Below are 21,980 nucleotides of genomic sequence, written 5' to 3' on the forward strand. Positions count from 1 at the left end.
TTGGCGCTCTTCCAAGTGACCCGCCGTCAGGGCGGAACCAATAGCCGCCGTTACCCAAAAATGGATATTTACCCCCCCCTTAAGTGAACCGCATCACGGCAAAACCTGGCTTTCTCACGTCAACGCATCCCAGCCAACACGCAGGCCACGGTGCGCTTACTTGAGCGGTTTACCGCGAGCAGTCGTTCGCGAGGTATTGAGCGCAACAGCAGCAACAATCAACGCTTTCAACGCCCCCTCATCAATCGGCTCACCTTCATGGATATCGATAGCCCGCCGGGTATTCCCTTCAAGGCTTGAATTGAACAGCCCCGCAGGGTCTTCAAGCGAGGCCCCCTTGGCAAAGGTCATTTTCACAACCTGCTTATACGTCTCGCCGGTACAGAGAATCCCGGCATGAGACCACACCGGAACGCCCCGCCACTTCCACTCCTCGACAACATCAGGGTCGGCCTGGTGGATAAGCGAGCGGACCCGAGCCAGCGTCTCACCCCGCCAGTCATTCAACTCGCTGATTCTTGCGTCTATCAACCGAGAAGCAGAATCGTCCCCTTCTCCGACCATTGCGACCTTCTTCATGTGAATGCCAACTCCTTGAGGAAGATTTTTGCCCGATTGAGAATAGTCACCACACGCCCCAGGCTTGAGAAACGCTGACTGACGGCATCCCTGCACGCCAAATCATCACACCGATTCCCTCCGCGCCCGCCTTGGTGCTAAATAGAGCGCTCAGGTTTAAGCCCAGACCCTGTCGCGTAATGCAGTGCAACGAGAACTGATATGAACACCCATTTTGAGAGAAGCGATGCCCTTGAGCCCAAGACCCGGCGCGAGGCAAACATCGACCACAACGCCCTTCAGCCAGCGGTGGTAGCAGCATGATCGAGGTCACCGAGGTTTCCATTGCCGAACTGCGCGCGGCGCTCGAATCCGGCCGGACCACGGCCGTTGAACTGGTCCAGGCCTATCTCGCCAGGATCGACGCCTACGACACCGCCCAAACGCCTACCGCACTCAACGCGGTGGTGGTTCGAAACCCCGACGCACTCAAGGAGGCGCAAGCCAGCGATGACCGTCGGGCCAAGGGCGCGACGCTCGGTCCGCTGGATGGCATTCCCTATACAGCCAAGGACAGTTATCTGGTGAAGGGGCTCACTGCCGCCTCCGGAAGTCCTGCGTTCAAAGACCTGATTGCCTACCGCGATGCGTTCACCATCGAACGGCTTCGTGCTGCCGGGGCGATTTGCCTGGGCAAGACCAATATGCCGCCGATGGCCAATGGCGGCATGCAACGCGGCGTCTACGGCCGCGCCGAGAGCCCGTACAACGCTGACTATCTGACGGCGCCGTTTGCGTCGGGCTCATCGAACGGTGCCGGCACCGCGACCGCCGCCAGTTTCGCCGCATTCGGCCTGGCCGAAGAAACCTGGTCGAGCGGACGCGGTCCGGCATCGAACAACGGTCTGTGTGCCTACACGCCGTCGCGCGGGGTGATCTCGGTGCGCGGCAATTGGCCGCTGACCCCGACGATGGACGTGGTCGTGCCGTACGCCCGAACCATGGCCGACCTGTTGGAAGTGCTCGACGTGGTGGTGGCGGATGACCCCGACACCCGTGGCGATCTGTGGCGGATGCAACCCTGGGTGCCGATCCCGAGTGTCGCCTCGGTGCGCCCCGCCTCCTATGCCGAACTGGCCGCGACCTCCGATGCACTCGCCGGCAAGCGCTTCGGCGTTCCGCGCATGTACATCAACAAGGATCTGGATGCAGGCACCAGCGAATCGCCTGGCATCGGTGGACCGACGGGGCAGAAAATCCACACCCGCCAGAGCGTGATCGATCTGTGGGAACAAGCGCGCAAGGCCCTCGAAGCCGCAGGCGCCGAAGTGATTGAAGTCGATTTCCCGCTGGTCTCCAACTGCGAGGGCGATCGTCCTGGGGCGCCGACCGTATTCACCCGTGGCCTGGTGTCCAAAGAGTTTCTGCATCATGAGCTTTGGGACCTGTCGGCCTGGGCGTTCGATGATTTCCTGCGGGCCAACGGCGATCCCAAGCTCAACCGCTTGGCCGATGTCGACGGGCCGCTGATTTTCCCGCACGACCCGGGCACTTTGCCCAACCGTGAAGACGACCTGGCGGCGGGCATGGACGAATACGTGAAGATGGCCCAACGCGGTATCACCCCGTGGGACCAGATCAGCACCGTGCCGGACGGACTTCGCGGACTTGAAGAGACGCGGCGCATCGACCTTGAAGACTGGATGGATCGGTTGAAGCTCGATGCGGTGCTGTTCCCGACGGTGGCTGATGTCGGGCCAGCGAATGCCGATGTCGATCCGCAGTCTGCCGATATCGCCTGGAGCAACGGCGTGTGGGTCGCCAACGGCAACCTCGCCATCCGTCACCTGGGCGTGCCCACGGTCACGGTGCCGATGGGCGTGATGCCGGACATCGGCATGCCGGTCGGACTGACCTTTGCCGGTCGGGCCTATGACGATTCGACGCTGCTGCGCTTTGCCTCGGCGTTCGAGTCGACGGGTAACCTGCGAATGATCCCGCCGCGCACCCCGCCATTGCCGCGCAACAATCCGTAAAACGGCCGGGACTGGGGCCGCACAGGCCCCAGCCCCGTCGCGCAGCCTCCCGGATCGACCCATCGCAGCCAGCGCGGCCTGAAGATAAAAAAACAATACGATTCAAACACCTGAACATGCCGCACAAACACTTTGAATTTTTTTTGACGCGCTCACTCCTTTGTCTATGAGCATAAGGAGCGCCTCATGAACCGCACTGACCTTTTCATCATCGAATACACGCTCCATGGAGAGCCGAAGTCCTTCATCATCCGCGCGAAAGAAATGAGCAACGCGCACGCATGGCACTGGGCAAGCTGTGATGCCGGATTGGCGCCGATCCCGAAACCCGGAAAACCGCCACTCAAGGTCGTCTCCAAACCCCAAGCTGAACGGTACGGCGTCACCGACGTGAAATGGCGCGCGTCGGCAACACTGGACTGGACAGAGGCTTCAACGCCTTGAGCAAATGCTTAGCCTAAAGTGGGAGCGAGCTTGCTCGCGATGGGGCCGGACCAGTCGCCGATGATGTTGAATGTACTGCCGCCATCGCGAGCAAGCTCGCTCCCACAGGTCCACGGATTCGCAAAGTCTTGCGTCAGCGCTGAGCTTGCTTCTGCACTTGATCTGGCTGTTGCACTTGATCTGGCTGTTGATCTGGCTGTTGATCTGGCTGTTGATCTGGCTTTTGATCTTGACCTGCCCCATCGGAAGGCCGAACGCAGGTTCTGCGCAGTGGGCAACCCGGCATGGATGCCGGGTTAGCCGCCCCCGGCCATGGATGGCCGATGGCGGCGGGCCCACGGAGCAGGACCGGAGTGAGGGAATGCCGAGCCACAGCGAGGCACCGTACGTCAGGGGCAAAAGCGCTTGGTTACTTGGCGCCGGGCCGCGCAGGCTCTTCCAAGTGACCCGCCGTCAGGGCGGAACCAATAGCCGCCGTTACCCAAATAACGGATATGCCCCCACAAAGGCTTACAACAACGAAAGCGTGTAGTTAATGATAAAGCGGTTCTGCTCAACATTCCGCCCAGCATCAGTATTCGACTTACCATTGCGCACACTGAAACCAACCCCCTTGAGCGCACCCGATTGCAACACATAATCGAGAGTCATATCCCGCTCCCATTCCGACTGATCACTGGCATTACGCGCCTTGATATCCGTGCCCTTCAGATAAGCAATAGTCGCCTTCAAACCCGGCACCCCCAGCGGTGCAAAGTCATAACTGTACTGACCGAAATTGGTCTGCTCGCCAGCACGGGCAAAGTTCTGAATCATGCGGTCCGTCGGCAGATAGACGCTGCCACCGCCCGCCCCCTTATCCACCAAACTGCCCTGGTTAGGCTGAACAAAGTTGCTACCGTCACCCACCCGCTGATGCCCCAGTGACACCGCGTGACCACTGTTGGCGTAAGTGATCATCGCCACCCAAGTGTTGTTGTCAATTTCACCGTTGTTGTCTTCGGTGTAACCCGAGACACGATAGCCTTGTGCGCGACCTGCAGCGGTGCTGTTGGCACCGGTCGAGGTGGTATGGAAGTAGCGCAAGTCAGTGGTGAAGGAGCTTTTGCCATCGATGGGCAGGATGTGCGTCAAGCCGAAGAAGTTCTGGTTATAGAAGTCTTCCAATTGCGCGAAGTAGTACTGCGCCTTCAGGTCCTTGGTGACGTTGTAGTCGCCGCCGGCGAAGTAGAACTTGTTGCTGTCCTGGGTGCTGCCAGCCACCGAAAGCCCAGTGCGATCAGTCGAGGCACGACCGACCGCGTGTTCGAGCACACCGCTGGTTAGCATCAGGCCATCGATATCGGTCGACGTGACTTGGGCGCCGGTGAACGACTGCGGCAAGACACGCGCATCGTTGGCAATCAGGATCGGCAGTTTTGGCAGCAATGTGCCGTAGCGAAACTCGGTCTTGGAAATACGCATCTTCGCGGTGGGGCCGAAGCTGCTCCAGGCATCCACCGCGCCGTCGCCATCGGTGGGGATCATGCCACTGCCATTGTGACGCCCGGTGCCGCTGTCCAGCGTAATACCGAGCAACGCCTGTGCATCGACCCCGAACCCGACCGCGCCTTGGGTAAACCCTGACTCGTAACGCAGTACAAACCCCTGCGCGGCCTCCTCCGTTTTCGAGGGGGCGGCGGCGCCGTCGCGGTTATCGCTGTTGAAATACAAGGTGCGCATCGACAGGTTGGCCTTGCTGTCCTCGAGAAAACCGTGGCCGGCAGCGTCGGCTGCCTGGGCGCACAGGGAACCGGTGGCCAACAAGAGTGCGGTGGGGATTGCTCGCTTAAACATACGGTGCTCCAGGGTGATTTTTTTATGATTTTTTTGTTGTTCAACGAGCGCCATCCGCCAGTGGCACCCAACATCGGCGCGCACAATGACGCGCTCGATGGGTGACCATGAGCCTTGAAGAAAGCGATCGGAGTGTTCGGGTTAAATCAGGTAAGAAAGACCCACGGTCAGCGCGAACGCCACCACTGAAATGATGGTTTCAAGCACGGTCCAGGTCTTGAAGGTCTGGGCAACGGTCATGTTGAAGTATTCCTTGATCAACCAGAAACCGCCGTCGTTGACGTGGGAAAAGATAACCGACCCCGCGCCTGTCGCCAGCACCAACAGCTCCGGGTGCGGATAACCCAGACCAATGGCCACCGGCGCGACAATCCCCGAGGCCGTGGTCATCGCGACCGTGGCCGAACCGGTGGCGATGCGCATCAGCGCGGCGAACAGCCAACCCATGATCAGCGGCGACAGGTGGAATTCATGGGCCAGGCTGACGATCTGGTCGGTGACCCCGGCGTCCACCAGAATCCGGTTCAAGCCGCCGCCGGCACCGACCAGCAAGGTGATGCTGGCGGTGGGCGCCAGGCATTCGTTGGTGAACTTGAGGATCGATTCGCGGTTGAAGCCCTGGGCGATGCCCAGGGTCCAGAAGCTCAGCAAGGTCGCCAGCAGCAGCGCGATCACCGAGTTGCCGATAAACAGCAGGAACTGGTTGAAGCCGCTGCCCGGCGTGGAGATCAGGTTGGCCCAGCCGCCGATCAGCATCAGCACCACCGGCAACAAAATGGTCGCCATGGTGATGCCGAAGCCCGGCAGGCTGTCGCGTGGCTCGCGGTCGAGAAACTGGCGCTCCAGCGGGTTTTCCGCTGGCAGTTGAATGCGCGGCACGATGAATTTGGCGTACAGCGGCCCGGCGATGATCGCCGTGGGAATGCCGATCAGGATCGCGTACATCAACGTCTGCCCCACCGACGCCCCATAGACCTGCACCGCCAGCATCGCCGCCGGGTGCGGCGGCACCAGCGCATGCACCACCGAAAGCCCGGCGACCATCGGCAATCCGACCATCAGGATCGACACGCCGACGCGCCGCGCCACGGTGAACGCAATCGGCACCAGCAGCACAAAACCGACCTCGAAGAACAACGGCAGGCCGACCAGGAAGGCGATGCAGACCATCGCCCAGTGCGCGTTCTTCTCGCCGAACCGGTCGATCAAGGTGCGCGCCACCTGCTCGGCACCGCCGGACTCGGCCATCATCTTGCCGAGCATGGTGCCCAGCGCCACGACCAGCGCGATGTGCCCCAGGGTCTTGCCGACGCCCGCCTCGTAGGCGCCAACCACGCCGGACGCGGGCATCCCGGCCAGCAAGGCCAGGCCGATGGACACCAGGGTAATGACAATGAACGGATTGAGTCGGTAACGGGCGATCAGAACGATCAGCGCAATGATGGCGATGGCGGCATACACCAGCAGCCAATAGCCGAAGGACAGGGTCATGCGGTACTCCTCGAAAGGGTCACGTCGAATGGGTTGTGAAACTCATAAAACATTTCGAGGCGTGATTTTCAAACGAGGCGAAACTAATTTTCGTGCAGGGATAAGGGTTGTCGTACAGAGGCATGAGCCGTCGGTGTTTTTGAAATTGGGTCAGGCGGATTTTCATCGCGCCTGACCCCAAACGTCAGGCTTTGGCGGCCATCGCGGTGACTTCGACGCGCATGCCTTCAACGGCCAGCGCGGCTACGCCCACCGCTGCCCGAACCGGCCACGGCTTGGCGAAAAAGCGCTTATAGACTTCGTTGAACGCGGCGCGATCGGCCATGTCGGTGAGGTAGATGGTCAGGTGCAACACCCGGTCCATCGAACTGCCGGCGCGCTCCAGCGCGACCTTCAGCGCTTGCAGCGTGCACTCGCTCTGCAAGGTGATGTCGCCCAGTTCCAGGCTGCCATCGGCGTGGGTCGGGATCTGCGTGGAGACCAACAGGCCACCGAAACCGGCAACGTCGGAAGAGATGGAATCCGCGTCAGGATCGGGGGTGAACGTGATGTCTTGGTTTGCCATGGGGATCTCTTGCTTGAGGGGTGAAGGGGCGGTCAACGCCTTTTGCGCGGACAGTTTACAGTTCATACGCCGTGGCTGCCTCGACGCCATTCTCTGCTACTGTTTTTCAACCTCGTCCTGCAGAACAGGAAACGCTCCATGACAACGCTGACGCCTACGGAAAACCCGACGCCGGAGCCGCAACCGGTCGATAGCCCCATCACCCGAAGTGCGATTTTCATCGTGGCGACGATAGCGCCGGGCGATGACGCTGCCAGCCGCGTGCGGGCCTGGTGTGGCGACGTCGCGGGCCTGGTGCGTTCGGTGGGCAAACGCGTTCCTTCGGGCAATTTGTCCTGCGTCTGCGGCTTTGGCGCCACCGCGTGGGACACCTTGTTCGGCAACCCGCGCCCGGCCGCGCTGCACCCGTTTCGCGAGTTCGGTCCGGCGGGACGTCGCGCGTTGGCAACGCCCGGCGACCTCTTGCTGCACATCCGCGCCGAACAGATGGACCTGTGTTTCGAATTGGCCACGCAAATAATCGCCGCCTTGGGTGATGCGATTTCGGTCGTCGATGAAGTGCAGGGTTTTCGCTATTTCGACATGCGCAGCATCATCGGCTTTGTCGACGGCACCGAAAACCCGGTCGGGCGCAAGGCGGTCGACTTCACGATAGTGGGCAGTGAAGATCCGTCGTTCAGCGGTGGCAGCTATGTGCTGGTGCAGAAATACCTGCACAACATGACGGCCTGGAACACCCTGACGGTCGAAGCGCAGGAACGGATTATCGGTCGTACGAAGTTGTCCGACATCGAACTCGATGACACGGTGAAACCGACCAACTCCCACAGCGCCCTGACTACGATCACCGAGGACGGGCAAGAAGTGAAAATCCTGCGCGACAACATGCCATTCGGCCGGCCGGGCGCGGGCGAATTCGGCACCTACTTCATCGGCTATGCGCGCTCGCCGAGCCCTCTGGAGCTGATGCTCGAAAACATGTTCGTCGGCAGGCCGCCAGGCAATTATGACCGCTTGCTTGATTTCAGCACGGCGGTGACGGGGGGTCTGTTTTTCGTGCCTTCAGCCGACCTGCTGGAAGCGCTGGCTGACCGTGAGCCTTAAGGGCGACCGTCGGTCATTAGCAATATGCCTGACGGCCGCCGCTGACGTCTTTAGAGAATCTGGCGTGTTCAGCGGGAGGGCCGTTTCGGCTAGTTCGGGTCCAGCAACCCGCCGTTCCAGTGGAGCGACATTCGGCTGCCGGTGAATTTCGCCACCACCATGCCTTGGGACACTAGCCGATCCCGATAGCGCGTCACCATCCGTCCAGCCTGCTCGGCCACCAGCACCACTTCGGAAGACGGATCGCCGGGGCGGCGCAGAATCCGCGCAAACCGTTGGCCTTCTTCGACGAAATCCCCCAGCTCTTTTTCAAAGATCAATACGCCAGGCTGCGGCGCGAGGATAGTTTCCATGTGGCCCATTTCCATCGCCTCGACGGGCCAGTCGCCTGGTGCAAGCGCTTCGTCGATGACCCCGCAACTGCACAGCCAGACGTACAAACCCTGGGCATCCTGCTCGGCAAAGCGATCGCTGACATCACCTTGTCCGCGCAACTCCAGGGTCGCGGCCATGCGCCCGTCGGTGACGCCATCGCGCAGCCACGGGGCAATGATGGTTTCTTCGAAGGAGCCATCGCCGCCCTCGTCCCAGATGATCGCCACGTCCATCTTCAGCGCCGCCGCCAGTTGCCGGCCACGGGGCCAGAAGCGGCGGTGTACGTAGAGGTAGGGCAGCGCCTCGTCATCGGTGTGCAGGTCGAGCATCAGGTCTGCCGTGGACGCCAGTTGCACCAGGCTTTTTTGCCATTCCTGGACGTTGGTCGACGGCCGTTGCAGCGCGGCCGACTGATCGAAAGCGCGGTTAAAGTTATGCCCGGTGGCGTCGTGAAAACGCCCCAGGATCCGCCCTTGGCGAAACTGCCCGATGCCCAGTGGATTGGCCTGCGGCACCACCGTCACCCGGCCCTTGAGCCGGCCCTCGGCCTCGGCCACTTCCAGGCGCTGCATCAACCGGTGCAACACCAGCATCCCGGCAATTTCATCGGCATGCACCCCGGCTTGCAAATGCACTGTCGGCCCGCTGCCGTCGCCTTCGAAACGCCAGGCACTCACCGGCACCGCATCTCCGTTGTTGTTGCGCACACTGAACGAAATATCCTGCGCCATTGGCCCGCCCTCCCCGTCATGAAACGTTAAAAACCGAAGCATCGCCACGGCCGGAACTGGTGATTGAACGCACGTTCAACTAAGCTCGCCAACCAGGCACCGCACCCAAGGAATTCCTTGTGACAAACCCCTCGCCGAAGAACCGCCGCGCCGAGCCCGACGAACGCCGCGAAATGCTGGTGGCCGCCACCTTGCGCTGCCTGGCCCGTGACGGGCACGCCGGGATTTCCGTGCGCCGCATCGCCACCGAGGCCGGGGTGTCCGTGGGCCTGCTCAACCATCATTTCGGCAGCATCGATGCCTTGATCGCCGACACCTACCAGAAGATCGCCAGCGAGCTGACCACCGCTCTGCTCCAGGAAATCCAGCAGGCCGGCACTCCGGCCGAAAAGATCGACGCGTTTCTCACCGGGTCTTTTTCGCCGCGGGTCATGGACCCGCAACTGCTGGGTGTCTGGGTGGTGTTCTGGAGCCTGATTCGTCACTCCGAACACGTCAGCCAGTCCCACGAAAAAAGTTACCGCGCCTACCTCGACCTGCTCCGCCAATTGCTGGATGACATGGCGGCCAGCGAAGGTTTTGTGATCCACGACACCCGCCTAGCGGCCATCGGACTGTCAGCGATGCTCGACGGACTCTGGATCGAGTGGTGCCTGAACCCCGAAACCTTCAGCCCCGCCAACGGCCTGCACATCTGCCGTTGCTGGATAAAGGGGTTGCGACACGGAGCATTCAGCACCGACGACGTCTTGTGATGCATGGCGTCCGAAGATCATCGCCAGGGTGCCGCTGACCGCGATCAGCCCGGCACCGATCATCAGCGACACGTCCATCAGCGTGCCCCAGATCAGGCTCGACAACAGGAACGCCCAGATCAGCCCGGTGTATTCGAACGGTGCGAGCAAGGTCGCGGTGGCTCGTCGGAAACTGGCGAACAACAGGAACTGACCGATGCCCCCGACCAACCCGGCACCCAGCATCCCCAGCCAGGCCGGGGTCGGCGCCGGGGTGTGGGTCCAAGGCAGCGCGATGGCCATGCACAGCACAAACACCACGTTGGTGATCAGCATCTGCTCCAGCACGGATGTCTGCTCGTCCACCTGGCGTAACTGAATGTAGGTGAATGCCCAGCACATCGCCGCCAGCAGCGTCAGCACGATTGGCAACGGATCGGTGATGTTGCCCGGGCGACAGGCGATGACTACCCCGACAAAACCGATGATCAGGGAGAACCACTGCCAGCCGCTCGCGCGCTCCTTGAGTATCACTGCCGCCAACACCGTGACCATGATCGGTGCGGAAAAATACAAGGTGGTCATCTCCGCCAGCGTCAGGTCACGGGCAGCCGTGTAGTAGAGCAGCCAGGCGACTATCGACAGCAAGCCGCGCACCACCAGCAAGCGTCGGCTTGGCGAGCGCCAGGCCCGCTGAACCAGGCGCAGGCGCCCGGCCAACAGACAGGCGAGGACCACCACCAGGCCGCGCCAGAACAAAATGGTGACCACCGAATAGTCGGCCACCAGCCACTTGATTACCGCGTCCTGCAACGCCAGGAACGCGTAACCCAGGGTGCACAGGCCAATGCCTTGCAACGAGCGGTCGACCACCCCTGACGCACTCATTACACCGACCTGCGCACGGGCGTCCCGCGCCGTTCGGCGAAGGCAAACAGTGCTTCGATCAGGAACGTCAGACAGACATACACACCGGCCACCAGCAGCAGCGGCTCATAGACCTGCAGGGTTTGCGCCCGCACCACGTTGGCCGCACCCAGCAGGTCGACAATCGCAATGGTCGAGGCCAGTGCCGTGGATTTGAGCAACATCACGGTCTCCCCGGCCAGGGTCGGCAACAGCAAACGCAGGGCCCGGGGCAAGCGCACCCGCAGCAGCGACTGGCGCGGGGTCATGCCAAACGCCGAGGCGGCTTCCATCTCGCCTTTGGGCACCGCCAACAGGCCACCACGAATCACCTCGCCCACATACGCGCCCACCGACAACACCAGGGCGAACACGATGTACCAATATCCGTCACGCAAGTAAGGCCAGAGAAAACTGCCGCGTATCAGCGGGAACTGCGCAAACAGGCTGCCGAGCCCGTAGTAGAAGATGTAGATCTGGATCAGCAACGGCGTGCCCCGCGTGACGCTGGTGTAGAACAGACTGACCTTGGCGATCACTGTGTTCTTCGAGATCCGCGCCAGTGCCACCAGCACCGCCAGGGCAAACCCCAAGGCACTGGAAATCAACAGGATGGTAATGGTCGTTTGCAACCCTCGGCCCAACAGCGCCGCGTATTCAACTATCCACGCTGGAATCATTTCATTCACTCAGCCAAAGGCATCCAGCGACGGATGCGTCGCTCAAGCCGTCCCGACAGGTAGTTGGACACCAGCGTCACCGCGTAATACATCGCCGCGGCCGTGAGGTAGAACAACAGATAGTGACGCGTGGAACCCGCGCCTTGCTTGGCGGTGTACAGCAGCTCGTTGGTGCCGACCACGCTGATCAATGCGCTGTCCTTGATCAGGTTGATCCACAGGTTGGCCATCCCGGCCATTGCATACGGCGCCATGATCGGCAGCGTGACACGGCGGAACAGGCCAAAACCGCTCAGACCAAACGCCTTCGCCGCTTCGATCTGGCCGAAGGGAATCGCCTGGATCGCCGCGCGGAAAATCTCCGATGCATAGGCCCCCTGCACCAGCCCCAGCACGACGATGGCGGCCAGCGGACCGCTGACGTTCACCGCGCCGTAACCCAGCTGCGCCATCAACGAATTGAGGAGCATGGAGCCGACGTAGTACAGCAGCAGGATCAGCAGCAACTCGGGAACGGCACGGAACAACGTGGTGTAGCTGCGCATCAGTGCGGCGATCGGTTTGGGTGCGCCCAGTTTCAGACAGGCCACCACCAACCCGATGAACAGCCCGACCACGAAGGCCCCGGCCGATATCTGCAGGGTCATCCAGAGCCCCTTCAACAGCGCACCGCCCCATCCTTGTTCGCTGAAATTGATCAAATCGAACATTGCCGGCATTTCACTCTCCAGTTAAAGCACCACCGGACCTTGTGGGAGCGAGCTTGCTCGCGATAGCGGAGGTTCAGTCACCTCTGATGGTGACTGTCATGCCCTCATCGCGAGCAAGCTCGCTCCCACAGGTTTTGCATCTGACACAGGATCACTGTTGAGGTCAGAACGCCGGTTTCACGCTGGTGCCGAAGTAGTGCTGGGACAGGTCGTCATAGTCCTTGCTGGCCAGCAAGGAGGTGATTGCCGTGTCGAGTTTGGCCTTGAGTTCGGTGTCGTCCTTGCGCAGACCGGCGCCCACACCTTTGCCGAAGATCGGGTCGTACGGAACCGCACCGAGGTACGCCAGGTCCTTGGCATCCGGTGTCTGCACGAAGGCAGCCATGGCCGTACCGTCAGCCATCATCAAGTCGATCCGGCCGGCAATCAGGTCGGCGTTGGCCGAATCTTGGGTGTCGTAATACTTAACGTCGGCAATCTTTTCATAGTAGGTCTTGAGGAAGCTGGCGCTCACCGTCGAGTTCTGCACGCCGATGGTTTTGCCCTTGAGGTCATCCGGGTATTTTTTCACTGACGTGCCCTTCGGCCCGACAAGCGCGACCACCGAATCGTAATAGGCCTTGCTGAACGCGATCTGTTTTTCCCGTTCTTCGGTCACCGACATGGAGGAGAAAATCACGTCGATTTTCTTCGACAACAGCGAAGGAATGATGCCGTCCCACGCCACTTCCTTGATCTCGCACTCGGCTTTCATTTCGCTGCACAGCTTGTGGATCAGGTCGACTTCAAAGCCTTTCCATTCCCCGTTGGCCTGCTTCTCGGTGTACGGCGGATACGGTTCGGCCGCGACCGCGAACCTGATCGGCTGGGCCTGGGCCGCGCTCATCCCGGCCAGCAATACGCAGGCCACGCCCGAGAACCAGTTTGCCAAACGTCGATTTCCCATGATTTTTCCCCGTCTTTTTATGATGTATTAGCGAGTCTGATGAGCGTTGACGAATTGTCGGCAACGCTCGCTGCGTGGGTGTACGAACACTTCATCCGGCGAACCGGTTTCCTCGATCAGGCCTTGGTGCAAGTAGGCGACTTTGGAAGAGACATCGCGGGCGAAGGCCATTTCATGGGTCACCAGGATCATGGTCCGGCCTTCTTCCGCGAGGGAGCGGATCACCCGTAGCACTTCGCCGACCAGTTCCGGGTCGAGTGCCGAGGTGGGTTCATCGAACAGCATGACCTTGGGCCGCATGGCCAGGGCCCGGGCGATGGCCACCCGTTGTTGCTGTCCCCCGGAGAGAAACGCCGGGTACTCGTTGCGCTTGGCCGCAAGTCCGACGCGTTCAAGCAAGGCTTCGGCCCGTTCAGTGGCCTCCGCACGGCTTTCACGCAGGACCTGGGTCGGCGCTTCGATGAGGTTTTCCAGCACCGTGCGATGGGGCCAGAGGTTGAAATTCTGGAACACCATGCCCAGGCTCGAACGAATCCGGACCAGTTGCTTGGCGTCCGACACCAGCGGCGCGCCGGGACGGTCGAAGTTCAGGTGGATGCTCTCGCCGTCCACCAGAATGCGTCCCTGATCCGGCACTTCGAGCATGTTGATGCAGCGCAGCAAGGTGCTTTTGCCCGAGCCGCTGGCGCCAATCAACGAAATCACATCGCCTTCGCGGGCGGTCAGGGAAACGCCTTTGAGCACCTCGATATTGCCGAAGCGTTTATGCAGGCCGTCGACTTCGATCATGGTCTTGGCGGCGACCGGTTCAACCGTCGCCTGGCAGGAGACACGGCTGATCACCGGCCGTGGCGCTTCGCCTTGCAACACCAGGACAAAATCGCGGATGCGCTGGCAGGCCAGGGCCAGTCGTTCCTCACCGAGGGTGAACGAGAGCCGCACAAAGCCTTGCGCCGGCTCGCCAAACGCGGCGGCGTCCAGCACCGAGACGTGCGCCTCGCGCAACAGGCGCCAGGCAAATTCCAGGGAGGTCAGCCCAGTAGCGCGCACGTCCACCAGCACGAACATGCCGGCGTCGGGGTTGAGCACCGAAATGCCCGGGCAGCCCGACAGGCTCGTCACCACCAAATCGCGGCGACGGCGATAGATTTCGCGCATGCCGTGGGTCACGTCTGCATGGGCCTGCACCGCTTTGAGCGCGGCTTCCATGACGAACCCCGGCAAGCCGTAAAGCATGCTCAGCACCAGGGTTTCGGCGTGCGCGACCAAGCTTGGATCGGCGACGATCCAGCCGGTACGCCAGCCGGTCATCGCGTGAGATTTGGACAGGCTGCCGATCACCACGCAGCGCTCGGCCATGCCCGGCAACGCCGCCAGGCTCAGGTGTTCACGCTCGAAGGCGAGGCTCTCATACACCTCGTCGACCACCACCCACAGGTCATGCTCGATGGCGAGTTCGGCGATGGCTTGCAGCTCTTCGCGGTTGAGCACCACACCGGTGGGATTGTTCGGGTTGGAGAAGAAAATCGCCCGGGTACGCGGGGTGATGGCCTTGGCCAACACAGCGGCGTCTAGCCTGAAACCTTCGTCCGCCGAGCACGGCACACGGACCAGCGTGGCGCCCGACGCCTTGAGCGTGGCCTCGTACGTCACGTACATCGGGTCCAGGGCAATCACTTCGTCGCCGGTATTGAGCAGGCACATCGAGGTGATGAACAGCGCGTTCTGCGCCCCTGCCGCGATGATCACGTTTGACGCTTGCAGGTCACGGTCGAACAGCTGGCTGTAGCGCGCCGCAATGGCTTCGCGCAAGGCCAGCCGACCGGCAATTTCGGTGTAGTGGGTGTCGCCCTCACGCAGCGCATGAATCGCGGCATCGGTGATGAAATCAGGGGTGGGGAAATCCGGGTCGCCGACGCTGAGAATGATCACATCCTCGCCCCGGCGCTGGGCTTCAAAGGCTGCATTGTGAATATCCCAAGCGGCAACACCGTCGCCTGAAATCCGCTCAACAAAAGGTGAAAACCGCATGCCAGTGCCTCGTTCGAATAGAAGAAACGCAAGCCCGCGCTACCAGCCGGGGAGGTGGTCATCAACATAGTCGAAGCTGAACAGTCGTTCAACAGAAAAGTCACAGTGCTTCGCGTTCGGTGTAAACAGGTCGTTTTTACGACAGTCGCGGCGTTTTTCAGTCATTGAGCGCGGTTCAGCTCAACGCCGATGGACGTCACCCGTCTCGACAGCAACGTAGACAGCAGGACGCCTCAGGCGAATGATGAACATCAGCTATAAATGGAAGCAGACCTCGAACAAGAACAACTGAGGGTCGCAAACCGATTATGAATATCCTCTACGACGAACGCGTTGACGGCGTGCTGCCCGACGTCGACAGAACCACTCTGTTGCACGCTCTGCGCGCTCGTTTGCCCGACCTGGAAATCCTGCACCAGCAGGAAGAACTCAAGCCGTACGAATGCGACGGGCTTTCCGCGTACCGCACCACGCCCATGCTGGTGGTGTTGCCGCGTCATATCGACGAAGTCCAGGGCGTGCTAAAGCTCTGCCATGAATTTCATGTGCCGGTGGTGGCGCGCGGTGCCGGGACCGGTTTGTCCGGCGGTGCATTGCCACTGGAAAAAGGCGTGCTGCTGGTGATGGCGCGCTTCAACAATATTCTGCACATTGACCCTGCCGCGCGTTCTGCACGGGTTCAACCGGGTGTGCGCAATCTGGCGATTTCCCAGGCGGCTGCGCCGTTCGGCTTGTATTACGCGCCGGACCCATCCTCGCAAATCGCCTGCTCTATCGGCGGCAATGTGGCGGAAAACGCCGGGGGCGTGCATTGCCTGAAATACGGTCTGACCGTGCACAACCTGCTCAAGGTCGACATCCTCACCGTCGACGGCGAACACCTGAGCCTGGGCTCCGATGCGCTCGACTCGCCCGGGTTTGATCTGCTCGCCTTGTTCACCGGTTCCGAAGGCCTGCTCGGGGTGATCACTGAAGTCACGGTCAAACTGCTGCCCAAACCGCAGACTGCCAAAGTGCTGCTGGCGGCCTTCGATTCCGTTGAAAAGGCCGGGCGCGCGGTGGGCGATATCATTGCCGCCGGCATCATTCCCGGCGGCCTGGAGATGATGGACAACCTGGCCATTCGCGCCGCCGAAGACTTTATCCACGCCGGCTATCCGGTGGACGCCGAAGCGATCCTGCTGTGCGAACTCGATGGCGTTGAGGCCGACGTGCACGAAGACTGCGACCGCGTGCGCGAGGTATTGACGCAGGCCGGCGCCACTGAAGTACGCCAGGCTTGCGATGAAGCCGAACGCGTGCGTTTCTGGGCCGGGCGCAAGAATGCGTTCCCGGCGGTGGGTCGTCTCTCACCTGATTATTACTGCATGGATGGCACGATCCCGCGCCGCGAACTGCCCGGCGTGCTGCGCGCGATTGCCGAGTTGTCGGCTGAATACGGTCTGCGTGTGGCCAACGTTTTCCACGCTGGGGACGGCAACATGCACCCGCTGATTCTGTTCGATGCCAATCAACCCGGCGAACTTGATCGCGCCGAAGCCTTGGGCGGCAAGATCCTTGAATTGTGCGTGAAAGTCGGCGGCAGCATCACCGGTGAACACGGGGTCGGCCGGGAAAAAATCAATCAGATGTGCGCGCAGTTCAACAGCGACGAGCTGACGCTGTTCCATGCGGTCAAAGCCGCGTTCGATCCCAGCGGCCTGCTCAATCCAGGCAAGAACATTCCGACGCTACACCGCTGCGCAGAGTTTGGTGCCATGCACGTTCACTTGGGTCAGATGCCCTTCCCAGAACTGGAGCGCTTCTGATGAGCGGCGAATTCGATATCGATGACAGCGCCAACCTGATTGAACAGGTCAACCTGGCCGTGCAAAACGCAATTCCCCTGCGTATTCAAGGGTCCAACAGCAAAGCGTTCCTGGGCCGTATTGCCGCCGGTGAAGTGCTCGACACGCGCAGCCACCGGGGCATTGTCAGCTATGACCCGACCGAACTGGTGATCACCGCCCGTTGCGGCACGCCGCTGGCAGAGCTGCGCCAAGTATTGGACGCCGCGCAGCAGATGCTGCCGTGCGAACCGCCCTCCTTCGGTGACGGCGCCACCGTGGGCGGGATGATTGCCGCTGGACTGTCGGGCCCGCGACGGCCGTGGTCGGGATCGGTCCGTGACTTCGTCCTCGGGACACGGGTCATTACCGGCCTTGGCAAGCATTTGCGCTTCGGTGGCGAAGTCATGAAGAACGTCGCCGGCTACGACTTGTCACGCTTGATGGCGGGCAGTTATGGCTCGCTTGGGGTGATCACCGAAGTCTCGCTCAAAGTCCTGCCCAAACCCCGGCAAGCGTTAAGCATCAGTCTGGAAATGGACAGCGGCCGCGCCTTGTCGAACCTCGCACAATGGGGCCAGCAACCACTGCCGATCAGCGCCGCGTGCCACGACGGACAACGTCTGCACCTGCGACTTGAGGGCGGCGAAGGCTCGGTGGCGGCGGCGCATGATCGCTTGGGCGGCGAGTGGCTGGACTCGTCCTATTGGGAAGACCTCAACGAGCAGCGATTGAGTTTCTTTGACGAAGGCCAGCCGCTGTGGCGCCTGTCCGTGCCTCACAACACGCCACGGCTTTCGCTGCCCGGCCAGCAACTGATCGACTGGGGCGGCGCCCAACGCTGGCTCAAATCCGAGGCTGAAGCGGCGTTCATTCGCAAAGTGGTCGACGAGGTCGGCGGGCACGTGACCTGCTATAGCCACGGCCTGATCGACAGCCCCTTCCAACCGCTGCCTGGCGCATTGATGCGTTATCACCAGAACTTGAAGCAACAACTCGATCCACGGCGCGTCTTCAATCCCGGTCGCCTGTACGCGGAGCTTTGATCCATGCAGACCACCTTGAGCGAACAGGCCCGCCTACTACCCCGCGCCGAAGAAGCCGAAAGCATCCTGCGTACGTGCGTGCACTGCGGCTTCTGCAATGCCACCTGCCCGACGTATCAATTGCTCGGTGATGAACTGGATGGGCCGCGCGGGCGCATCTACCTGATCAAGCAGGTGCTGGAAGGCAACGAGGTCACGCAAAAAACCCAGCAGCATCTGGATCGCTGCCTGTCGTGCCGCAACTGTGAAACCACCTGCCCTTCCGGCGTCGACTACCACAACTTGCTCGACATCGGTCGCGCCGTGGTTGATGCCGCGGTGCCGCGCTCGCTGGACCAGCGCCTGTTGCGCGAAGGGTTGCGCAGCGTCGTGCCCAATCCCGGGTTATTCAAGGCACTGGTCAGCAGCGGGCAGATGTTCCGTGCGTTGCTGCCCAACACGTTGCAAATCAAGTTACCTCGCCGTATCTACCCGGCCAAACCGCGCCCGGTCACGCCCCACACCCGGCAGGTGCTGATACTCGAAGGTTGCGTGCAGCCCAGCCTGTCACCCAACACCAACGCGGCCACCGCGCGTGTTCTGGATCGACTGGGGATCAGCGTCATCGCGACACGCGAAGCCGGTTGCTGCGGCGCCGTGGATTATCACCTCGATGCCCAGGCGGCCGGCCTTGATCGCGCCCGCCGCAATATCGATGCGTGGTGGCCGAGCATTGAAAAAGGTGCCGAAGCCATTGTGCAAACCGCCAGCGGTTGCGGTGCTTTCATCAAGGACTATGGTCACCTGCTCAGCACCGACCCGGTGTATGCCGAGAAGGCGAAACGGGTCAGTGCGCTGGCCCGGGACTTGGTTGAAGTGCTGCGCGACGAACCGCTGGAAACGCTCGGCATCCACAGCGACCAGCGCCTGGCTTTCCATTGCCCGTGCACCTTGCAACATGCGCAAAAACTCGGCGGCGCGGTGGAAGCACTGCTGACGAAACTGGGCTTCAACCTGACCTTCGTTCCCGACGCGCATCTGTGCTGTGGCTCGGCGGGCACCTATTCGCTGACCCAACCCGAACTGTCCCGCCAATTGCGCGACAACAAGCTCAATGCGCTGGAAAGCGGACATCCCGAAGTCATTGTCACGGCCAATATCGGCTGTCAGTCGCACCTCGACGGTGCGGGCCGAACCCCTGTGCGGCACTGGATCGAACTGGTCGAAGCCGCGATGCCCCCATCGAATCCCGGAGTGTTGCCATGAACAGCAAAGCCGTACTAAGCCAGACCGAAGTCAGCCAGATCCTAAACGCCGCACGCACCGAAGCGCAAAACAACCACTGGGCCGTGACCATCGTGATCGTCGATGACGGCGGCCATCCTCTGGCCCTTGAGCGCCTCGACGGTTGCGCGGCCATCAGCGCCTACATCGCCACCGAAAAGGCCCGCACCTCGGCCCTCGGCCGGCGAGAATCGAAAGGCTATGAGGAGATGGTCAACGGTGGACGCCACGCCTTTTTGTCAGCGCCCTTGCTGACGTCACTTGAAGGTGGCGTGCCGATCATCGTCGACGGCCAGGTGATCGGCGCGGTCGGCGTGTCCGGCGTCAAGGCCGAGCAGGATGCCCAGGTGGCAAAGGCCGGAGCGCAATGCCTGAACTGAGACAAAAGCAGACCCTGTAGGAGTGAGCCTGCTCGCGATAGCGGTCTGACATTCAACACCTGTGTTGTCTGACAGTCCGCTATCGCGAGCAGGCTCGCTCCCACAGGGGATAGGGTTTTAAATTCGCGAGCCTTTTTTCACTTGCGCGCCAATTTGAACCGCACGCAATCCTCATAAAAATTTTTACGCACGTCCGCCGGCTTGTACCGCGATTTGCTGTCGTAGGTTTGCTCGGTGATGCCCATCGCCATCATCCGCATCCACGCCTTGTCGAATTTGTAGGCCTGTATCTTCTGACGAGCGGCATACAGCGAAACCCCGGCCAGCTTGAGTTCCTGGGCCCTCGCCGCCGTTCCCGCGCCCCAACTGCACATAAACCGGTCATTGGACGCCAGCTCTTTAGCCTGGGCACAGAGTGCAACGCTCGCCAGGGCGAACGAGATCATCGTGACAAATACACTTCGCAATTCCATTCACCTAACCACCTGAAAGTGAAGTGATTTTGGCGATAGTTTGGCGACTTGGGGGCCAGCAGTTTGCCTTTTCTGCGCCTTGAGGGATCGACCGGATAAACCGGGCCGCCATCGGTTGATCGATAAATCCGCGCCTCGTTTTGATATGTTTATTTTCACGATATTGATTTATGAAACAATACGTGTCATTTATAGCCTCACAAAATCATCAGGACTGATCCACCGCCAGCCCGGACGGCAACAAACCAGCACCTCCCAATGCCCCCCAGGAGTCAACAAAATGAACAAGACAGCACTTCTAGGCGCTCTGGCACTGTGCGCAGCAAGCTTTCTGGCACACGCCGAGGAAGACAGCCTGCGTATCGGTATCGAAGCCGCCTACCCGCCCTTCTCCTTCAAGACGCCCGAGGGCAATGTCAGTGGCTTCGACTACGACATCGGCAACGCGCTGTGCGAAGAGATGAAAGTGAAATGCGAGTGGGTCATTCAGGAGTTCGACGGCATGATCCCGTCGTTGAAAGTGCGCAAGATCGATGCGGTACTGTCGTCGATGTCGATCACTGAAGACCGCATGAAGTCGGTCGACTTCAGCAAAAAGTACTACCACACGCCGGGCAAATTCGCGATGAAGGCCGGCAACGTGATCAACGATCCGCTGGTGGACCTCAAGGGCAAGAAAGTCGGTGTGCAACGCTCCTCGACTTACGACCGTTTCGCCACCGAGCAACTTGAAAAAGCCGGCGTCGAAGTGGTGCGCTACGGCTCACAAAACGAAGCCTTCCTTGACCTGGCGTCGGGTCGACTGGACGCCACGCTGGCCGACATCGTCGCCACCGACGAAAGTTTCATCAAAACCCCGGCGGGCAAAGGTTTCGCCCTGACAGGGCCGGACATCAACGACCCGAGATATTTCGGTCGGGGCGCCGGGATCGCGGTGCGTAAAGGCGACAGCGCGAACGCTGCACGCCTCAGTTCGGCGATTGACGCGATCCGCGCCAATGGCAAGTACCAGCAAGTGATGGCCAAGTATTTCGCCTTCGATATCTACGGCGAATAAACCTTTATGTATCACCCGGGCGCCCGCTCATTGCGGACGCTTGGGACATGTCTTGCGCGCTTTACGGCGCTCGCTTGAGGAACTTCATCATGCTTCACGGCTACGGATCGAGCATTCTCGATGGCGCCTGGCTGACCATTAACCTGGCCCTGACCTCCATGAGCATGGCGATTGCCTTGGGGCTGATCGGCGCCGCCTTTCGTTTATCGCCGCTCAAATGGCTGGCGATGCTGGGCGAAGGCTATACCACCCTGATTCGCGGCATCCCTGACCTGGTGTTGATCCTGCTGATTTTCTATGGCGGCCAGGACCTGGTGAATCGCATTGCCCTGGCACTCGGCTACACCCGTTACATCGACATCAATCCCTTTATCGCCGGCGTCTGCACCATGGGCTTCATTTTTGGTGCCTATCTCTCGGAAACCTTTCGCGGTGCCTTTATGGCGATCCCAAAAGGCCAGGGCGAAGCCGGCGTGGCGTATGGCATGAGTGGTACCCAGGTCTTCTGGCGGATTCTGGTGCCGCAGATGATTCGTTTCGCCATTCCAGGCTTCACCAACAACTGGCTGGTGCTGACCAAATCCACCGCGCTGATCTCGGTGATCGGCTTGCAGGACATGATGTTCAAGGCCAAGAACGCAGCGGACGCCACCCATGAACCGTTCACGTTTTTCCTTGCGGTGGCGGCGCTGTATCTGATGCTGACCAGCCTGTCATTGCTGGTACTGCGCTATCTGGAAAAACACTACTCGGTCGGCATCAAAGCCGCCGAACTGTGATTGGGAGCA

At 60.9% G+C, this 21,980-nt stretch carries 20 protein-coding genes and 1 pseudogene; 10 read left to right on the forward strand and 11 right to left on the reverse strand.

Annotated features, from left to right (window positions below):
- Positions 1-156: 156 nt before the first annotated feature.
- Complete coding sequence (locus QRN31_RS00005; RefSeq protein WP_285429390.1) at positions 157-579, reverse strand: DUF1801 domain-containing protein; 423 nt, start codon at positions 577-579, stop codon at positions 157-159.
- 299 nt (positions 580-878) lie between these two features.
- Between QRN31_RS00005 and QRN31_RS00010 the strand changes: the two genes are divergently transcribed.
- Together QRN31_RS00010 and QRN31_RS00015 are read left to right on the forward strand one after the other, a co-directional pair.
- Positions 879-2,594, forward strand: a complete 1,716-nt coding sequence (locus QRN31_RS00010; protein WP_285429391.1) for an amidase — start codon at positions 879-881, stop codon at positions 2,592-2,594.
- A gap of 186 nt (positions 2,595-2,780) precedes the next feature.
- Positions 2,781-3,038 (forward strand): DUF6555 family protein, encoded by a 258-nt coding sequence (locus QRN31_RS00015; protein ID WP_285429392.1) that lies wholly within the window; start codon positions 2,781-2,783, stop codon positions 3,036-3,038.
- Positions 3,039-3,548: 510 nt separating this feature from the next.
- On the opposite strand, the gene QRN31_RS00020 is transcribed toward QRN31_RS00015, so the two are convergent.
- The 3 genes from QRN31_RS00020 to QRN31_RS00030 all read right to left on the reverse strand — a co-directional run bounded on the left by QRN31_RS00020 (position 3,549) and on the right by QRN31_RS00030 (position 6,930).
- Positions 3,549-4,874 carry an OprD family porin gene (locus QRN31_RS00020; protein WP_285429393.1) on the reverse strand — a complete coding sequence of 442 codons (1,326 nt, stop codon included), beginning with the start codon at positions 4,872-4,874 and terminating at the stop codon, positions 3,549-3,551.
- A gap of 141 nt (positions 4,875-5,015) precedes the next feature.
- The gene (locus tag QRN31_RS00025) at positions 5,016-6,365 is read right to left on the reverse strand and encodes a GntT/GntP/DsdX family permease (protein ID WP_285429394.1); all 1,350 of its coding nucleotides are present in this window, start codon (positions 6,363-6,365) and stop codon (positions 5,016-5,018) included.
- Positions 6,366-6,549: 184 nt separating this feature from the next.
- The gene (locus tag QRN31_RS00030; protein ID WP_222587533.1) at positions 6,550-6,930 is read right to left on the reverse strand and encodes a RidA family protein; all 381 of its coding nucleotides are present in this window, start codon (positions 6,928-6,930) and stop codon (positions 6,550-6,552) included.
- 138 nt (positions 6,931-7,068) lie between these two features.
- Here QRN31_RS00030 and QRN31_RS00035 point away from each other — a divergent pair, with 138 nt between their 5' ends.
- On the forward strand, positions 7,069-8,034 hold the full coding sequence (locus QRN31_RS00035) for a Dyp-type peroxidase (protein WP_285429395.1): 966 nt from the start codon (positions 7,069-7,071) through the stop codon (positions 8,032-8,034).
- Positions 8,035-8,123: 89 nt separating this feature from the next.
- On the opposite strand, the gene QRN31_RS00040 is transcribed toward QRN31_RS00035, so the two are convergent.
- Positions 8,124-9,140, reverse strand: a complete 1,017-nt coding sequence (locus QRN31_RS00040; RefSeq protein ID WP_285429396.1) for a M14 family metallopeptidase — start codon at positions 9,138-9,140, stop codon at positions 8,124-8,126.
- Between the two features lie 173 nt (positions 9,141-9,313).
- Here QRN31_RS00040 and QRN31_RS00045 point away from each other — a divergent pair.
- Positions 9,314-9,799 (forward strand): annotated as a pseudogene (locus QRN31_RS00045) (TetR family transcriptional regulator C-terminal domain-containing protein); the annotation flags it as partial.
- Here QRN31_RS00045 and QRN31_RS00050 read toward each other — a convergent pair.
- The 5 genes from QRN31_RS00050 to QRN31_RS00070 all read right to left on the reverse strand — a co-directional run bounded on the left by QRN31_RS00050 (position 9,758) and on the right by QRN31_RS00070 (position 15,147).
- Entirely contained in the window at positions 9,758-10,762 is a 1,005-nt protein-coding gene (locus tag QRN31_RS00050) for a DMT family transporter (protein ID WP_285429397.1), read from the reverse strand. The pseudogene QRN31_RS00045 and the gene QRN31_RS00050 sit on opposite strands and share 42 nt — an antisense overlap.
- On the reverse strand, positions 10,762-11,460 hold the full coding sequence (locus tag QRN31_RS00055) for an ABC transporter permease (protein ID WP_285429462.1): 699 nt from the start codon (positions 11,458-11,460) through the stop codon (positions 10,762-10,764). The genes QRN31_RS00050 and QRN31_RS00055 overlap by 1 nt, the downstream gene beginning before the upstream one ends.
- A 5-nt stretch (positions 11,461-11,465) precedes the next feature.
- Positions 11,466-12,179: an ABC transporter permease gene (locus QRN31_RS00060; RefSeq protein ID WP_222587538.1), complete on the reverse strand. Its 714-nt coding sequence runs from the start codon at positions 12,177-12,179 to the stop codon at positions 11,466-11,468.
- Between the two features lie 154 nt (positions 12,180-12,333).
- Positions 12,334-13,116, reverse strand: coding sequence for a transporter substrate-binding domain-containing protein (locus QRN31_RS00065; protein ID WP_285429398.1), 783 nt, complete (start codon positions 13,114-13,116; stop codon positions 12,334-12,336).
- 27 nt (positions 13,117-13,143) lie between these two features.
- On the reverse strand, positions 13,144-15,147 hold the full coding sequence (locus tag QRN31_RS00070) for an aminotransferase class I/II-fold pyridoxal phosphate-dependent enzyme (RefSeq protein ID WP_285429399.1): 2,004 nt from the start codon (positions 15,145-15,147) through the stop codon (positions 13,144-13,146).
- A gap of 308 nt (positions 15,148-15,455) precedes the next feature.
- Between QRN31_RS00070 and glcD the strand changes: the two genes are divergently transcribed.
- Genes glcD through QRN31_RS00090 form a run of 4 tightly spaced genes read left to right on the forward strand, consistent with a single transcriptional unit; the run spans position 15,456 to position 19,662 of the window.
- On the forward strand, positions 15,456-16,955 hold the full coding sequence (gene glcD, locus QRN31_RS00075) for a glycolate oxidase subunit GlcD (protein ID WP_285429400.1): 1,500 nt from the start codon (positions 15,456-15,458) through the stop codon (positions 16,953-16,955).
- The gene (gene glcE / locus QRN31_RS00080; protein ID WP_285429401.1) at positions 16,955-18,019 is read left to right on the forward strand and encodes a glycolate oxidase subunit GlcE; all 1,065 of its coding nucleotides are present in this window, start codon (positions 16,955-16,957) and stop codon (positions 18,017-18,019) included. The genes glcD and glcE overlap by 1 nt, the downstream gene beginning before the upstream one ends.
- A gap of 3 nt (positions 18,020-18,022) precedes the next feature.
- Positions 18,023-19,264 carry a glycolate oxidase subunit GlcF gene (glcF, locus tag QRN31_RS00085; protein WP_285429402.1) on the forward strand — a complete coding sequence of 414 codons (1,242 nt, stop codon included), beginning with the start codon at positions 18,023-18,025 and terminating at the stop codon, positions 19,262-19,264.
- The gene (locus QRN31_RS00090; protein WP_285429403.1) at positions 19,261-19,662 is read left to right on the forward strand and encodes a heme-binding protein; all 402 of its coding nucleotides are present in this window, start codon (positions 19,261-19,263) and stop codon (positions 19,660-19,662) included. Before glcF ends, QRN31_RS00090 begins: the two co-directional genes overlap by 4 nt.
- 137 nt (positions 19,663-19,799) lie before the next feature.
- On the opposite strand, the gene QRN31_RS00095 is transcribed toward QRN31_RS00090, so the two are convergent.
- Positions 19,800-20,108 (reverse strand): hypothetical protein, encoded by a 309-nt coding sequence (locus QRN31_RS00095; protein WP_414922522.1) that lies wholly within the window; start codon positions 20,106-20,108, stop codon positions 19,800-19,802.
- A 307-nt stretch (positions 20,109-20,415) separates the two neighbouring features.
- On the opposite strand from QRN31_RS00095, the gene aotJ reads away from it, so the two are divergent.
- Both aotJ and QRN31_RS00105 read left to right on the forward strand, forming a co-directional pair.
- Positions 20,416-21,192 (forward strand): L-arginine-binding protein AotJ, encoded by a 777-nt coding sequence (aotJ, locus tag QRN31_RS00100; RefSeq protein ID WP_285429404.1) that lies wholly within the window; start codon positions 20,416-20,418, stop codon positions 21,190-21,192.
- 89 nt (positions 21,193-21,281) lie between these two features.
- Positions 21,282-21,971 carry an ABC transporter permease gene (locus tag QRN31_RS00105; RefSeq protein ID WP_285429405.1) on the forward strand — a complete coding sequence of 230 codons (690 nt, stop codon included), beginning with the start codon at positions 21,282-21,284 and terminating at the stop codon, positions 21,969-21,971.
- Positions 21,972-21,980 lie beyond the last annotated feature (9 nt).

Origin of the sequence: Pseudomonas sp. fls2-241-R2A-110 (assembly GCF_030209165.1) — a bacterium.
Taxonomy (GTDB): Bacteria; Pseudomonadota; Gammaproteobacteria; order Pseudomonadales; family Pseudomonadaceae; genus Aquipseudomonas.

What these genes read in the sequence shown, in the direction of transcription:
- QRN31_RS00020 (WP_285429393.1), bottom strand. Translation starts at nt 4,874, where the DNA reads ATGTTTAAGCGAGCAATCCCCACCGCACTCTTGTTGGCCACCGGTTCC.
- glcF (WP_285429402.1), top strand. Translation starts at nt 18,023, where the DNA reads ATGCAGACCACCTTGAGCGAACAGGCCCGCCTACTACCCCGCGCCGAA.
- QRN31_RS00040 (WP_285429396.1), bottom strand. Translation starts at nt 9,140, where the DNA reads ATGGCGCAGGATATTTCGTTCAGTGTGCGCAACAACAACGGAGATGCG.
- QRN31_RS00095 (WP_414922522.1), bottom strand. Translation starts at nt 20,108, where the DNA reads ATGATCTCGTTCGCCCTGGCGAGCGTTGCACTCTGTGCCCAGGCTAAA.
- QRN31_RS00070 (WP_285429399.1), bottom strand. Translation starts at nt 15,147, where the DNA reads ATGCGGTTTTCACCTTTTGTTGAGCGGATTTCAGGCGACGGTGTTGCC.
- glcD (WP_285429400.1), top strand. Translation starts at nt 15,456, where the DNA reads ATGAATATCCTCTACGACGAACGCGTTGACGGCGTGCTGCCCGACGTC.
- QRN31_RS00030 (WP_222587533.1), bottom strand. Translation starts at nt 6,930, where the DNA reads ATGGCAAACCAAGACATCACGTTCACCCCCGATCCTGACGCGGATTCC.
- QRN31_RS00025 (WP_285429394.1), bottom strand. Translation starts at nt 6,365, where the DNA reads ATGACCCTGTCCTTCGGCTATTGGCTGCTGGTGTATGCCGCCATCGCC.
- QRN31_RS00015 (WP_285429392.1), top strand. Translation starts at nt 2,781, where the DNA reads ATGAACCGCACTGACCTTTTCATCATCGAATACACGCTCCATGGAGAG.
- QRN31_RS00005 (WP_285429390.1), bottom strand. Translation starts at nt 579, where the DNA reads ATGAAGAAGGTCGCAATGGTCGGAGAAGGGGACGATTCTGCTTCTCGG.
- QRN31_RS00010 (WP_285429391.1), top strand. Translation starts at nt 879, where the DNA reads ATGATCGAGGTCACCGAGGTTTCCATTGCCGAACTGCGCGCGGCGCTC.
- QRN31_RS00090 (WP_285429403.1), top strand. Translation starts at nt 19,261, where the DNA reads ATGAACAGCAAAGCCGTACTAAGCCAGACCGAAGTCAGCCAGATCCTA.
- aotJ (WP_285429404.1), top strand. Translation starts at nt 20,416, where the DNA reads ATGAACAAGACAGCACTTCTAGGCGCTCTGGCACTGTGCGCAGCAAGC.
- QRN31_RS00055 (WP_285429462.1), bottom strand. Translation starts at nt 11,460, where the DNA reads ATGATTCCAGCGTGGATAGTTGAATACGCGGCGCTGTTGGGCCGAGGG.
- QRN31_RS00105 (WP_285429405.1), top strand. Translation starts at nt 21,282, where the DNA reads ATGCTTCACGGCTACGGATCGAGCATTCTCGATGGCGCCTGGCTGACC.
- QRN31_RS00065 (WP_285429398.1), bottom strand. Translation starts at nt 13,116, where the DNA reads ATGGGAAATCGACGTTTGGCAAACTGGTTCTCGGGCGTGGCCTGCGTA.
- glcE (WP_285429401.1), top strand. Translation starts at nt 16,955, where the DNA reads ATGAGCGGCGAATTCGATATCGATGACAGCGCCAACCTGATTGAACAG.
- QRN31_RS00060 (WP_222587538.1), bottom strand. Translation starts at nt 12,179, where the DNA reads ATGCCGGCAATGTTCGATTTGATCAATTTCAGCGAACAAGGATGGGGC.
- QRN31_RS00050 (WP_285429397.1), bottom strand. Translation starts at nt 10,762, where the DNA reads ATGAGTGCGTCAGGGGTGGTCGACCGCTCGTTGCAAGGCATTGGCCTG.
- QRN31_RS00035 (WP_285429395.1), top strand. Translation starts at nt 7,069, where the DNA reads ATGACAACGCTGACGCCTACGGAAAACCCGACGCCGGAGCCGCAACCG.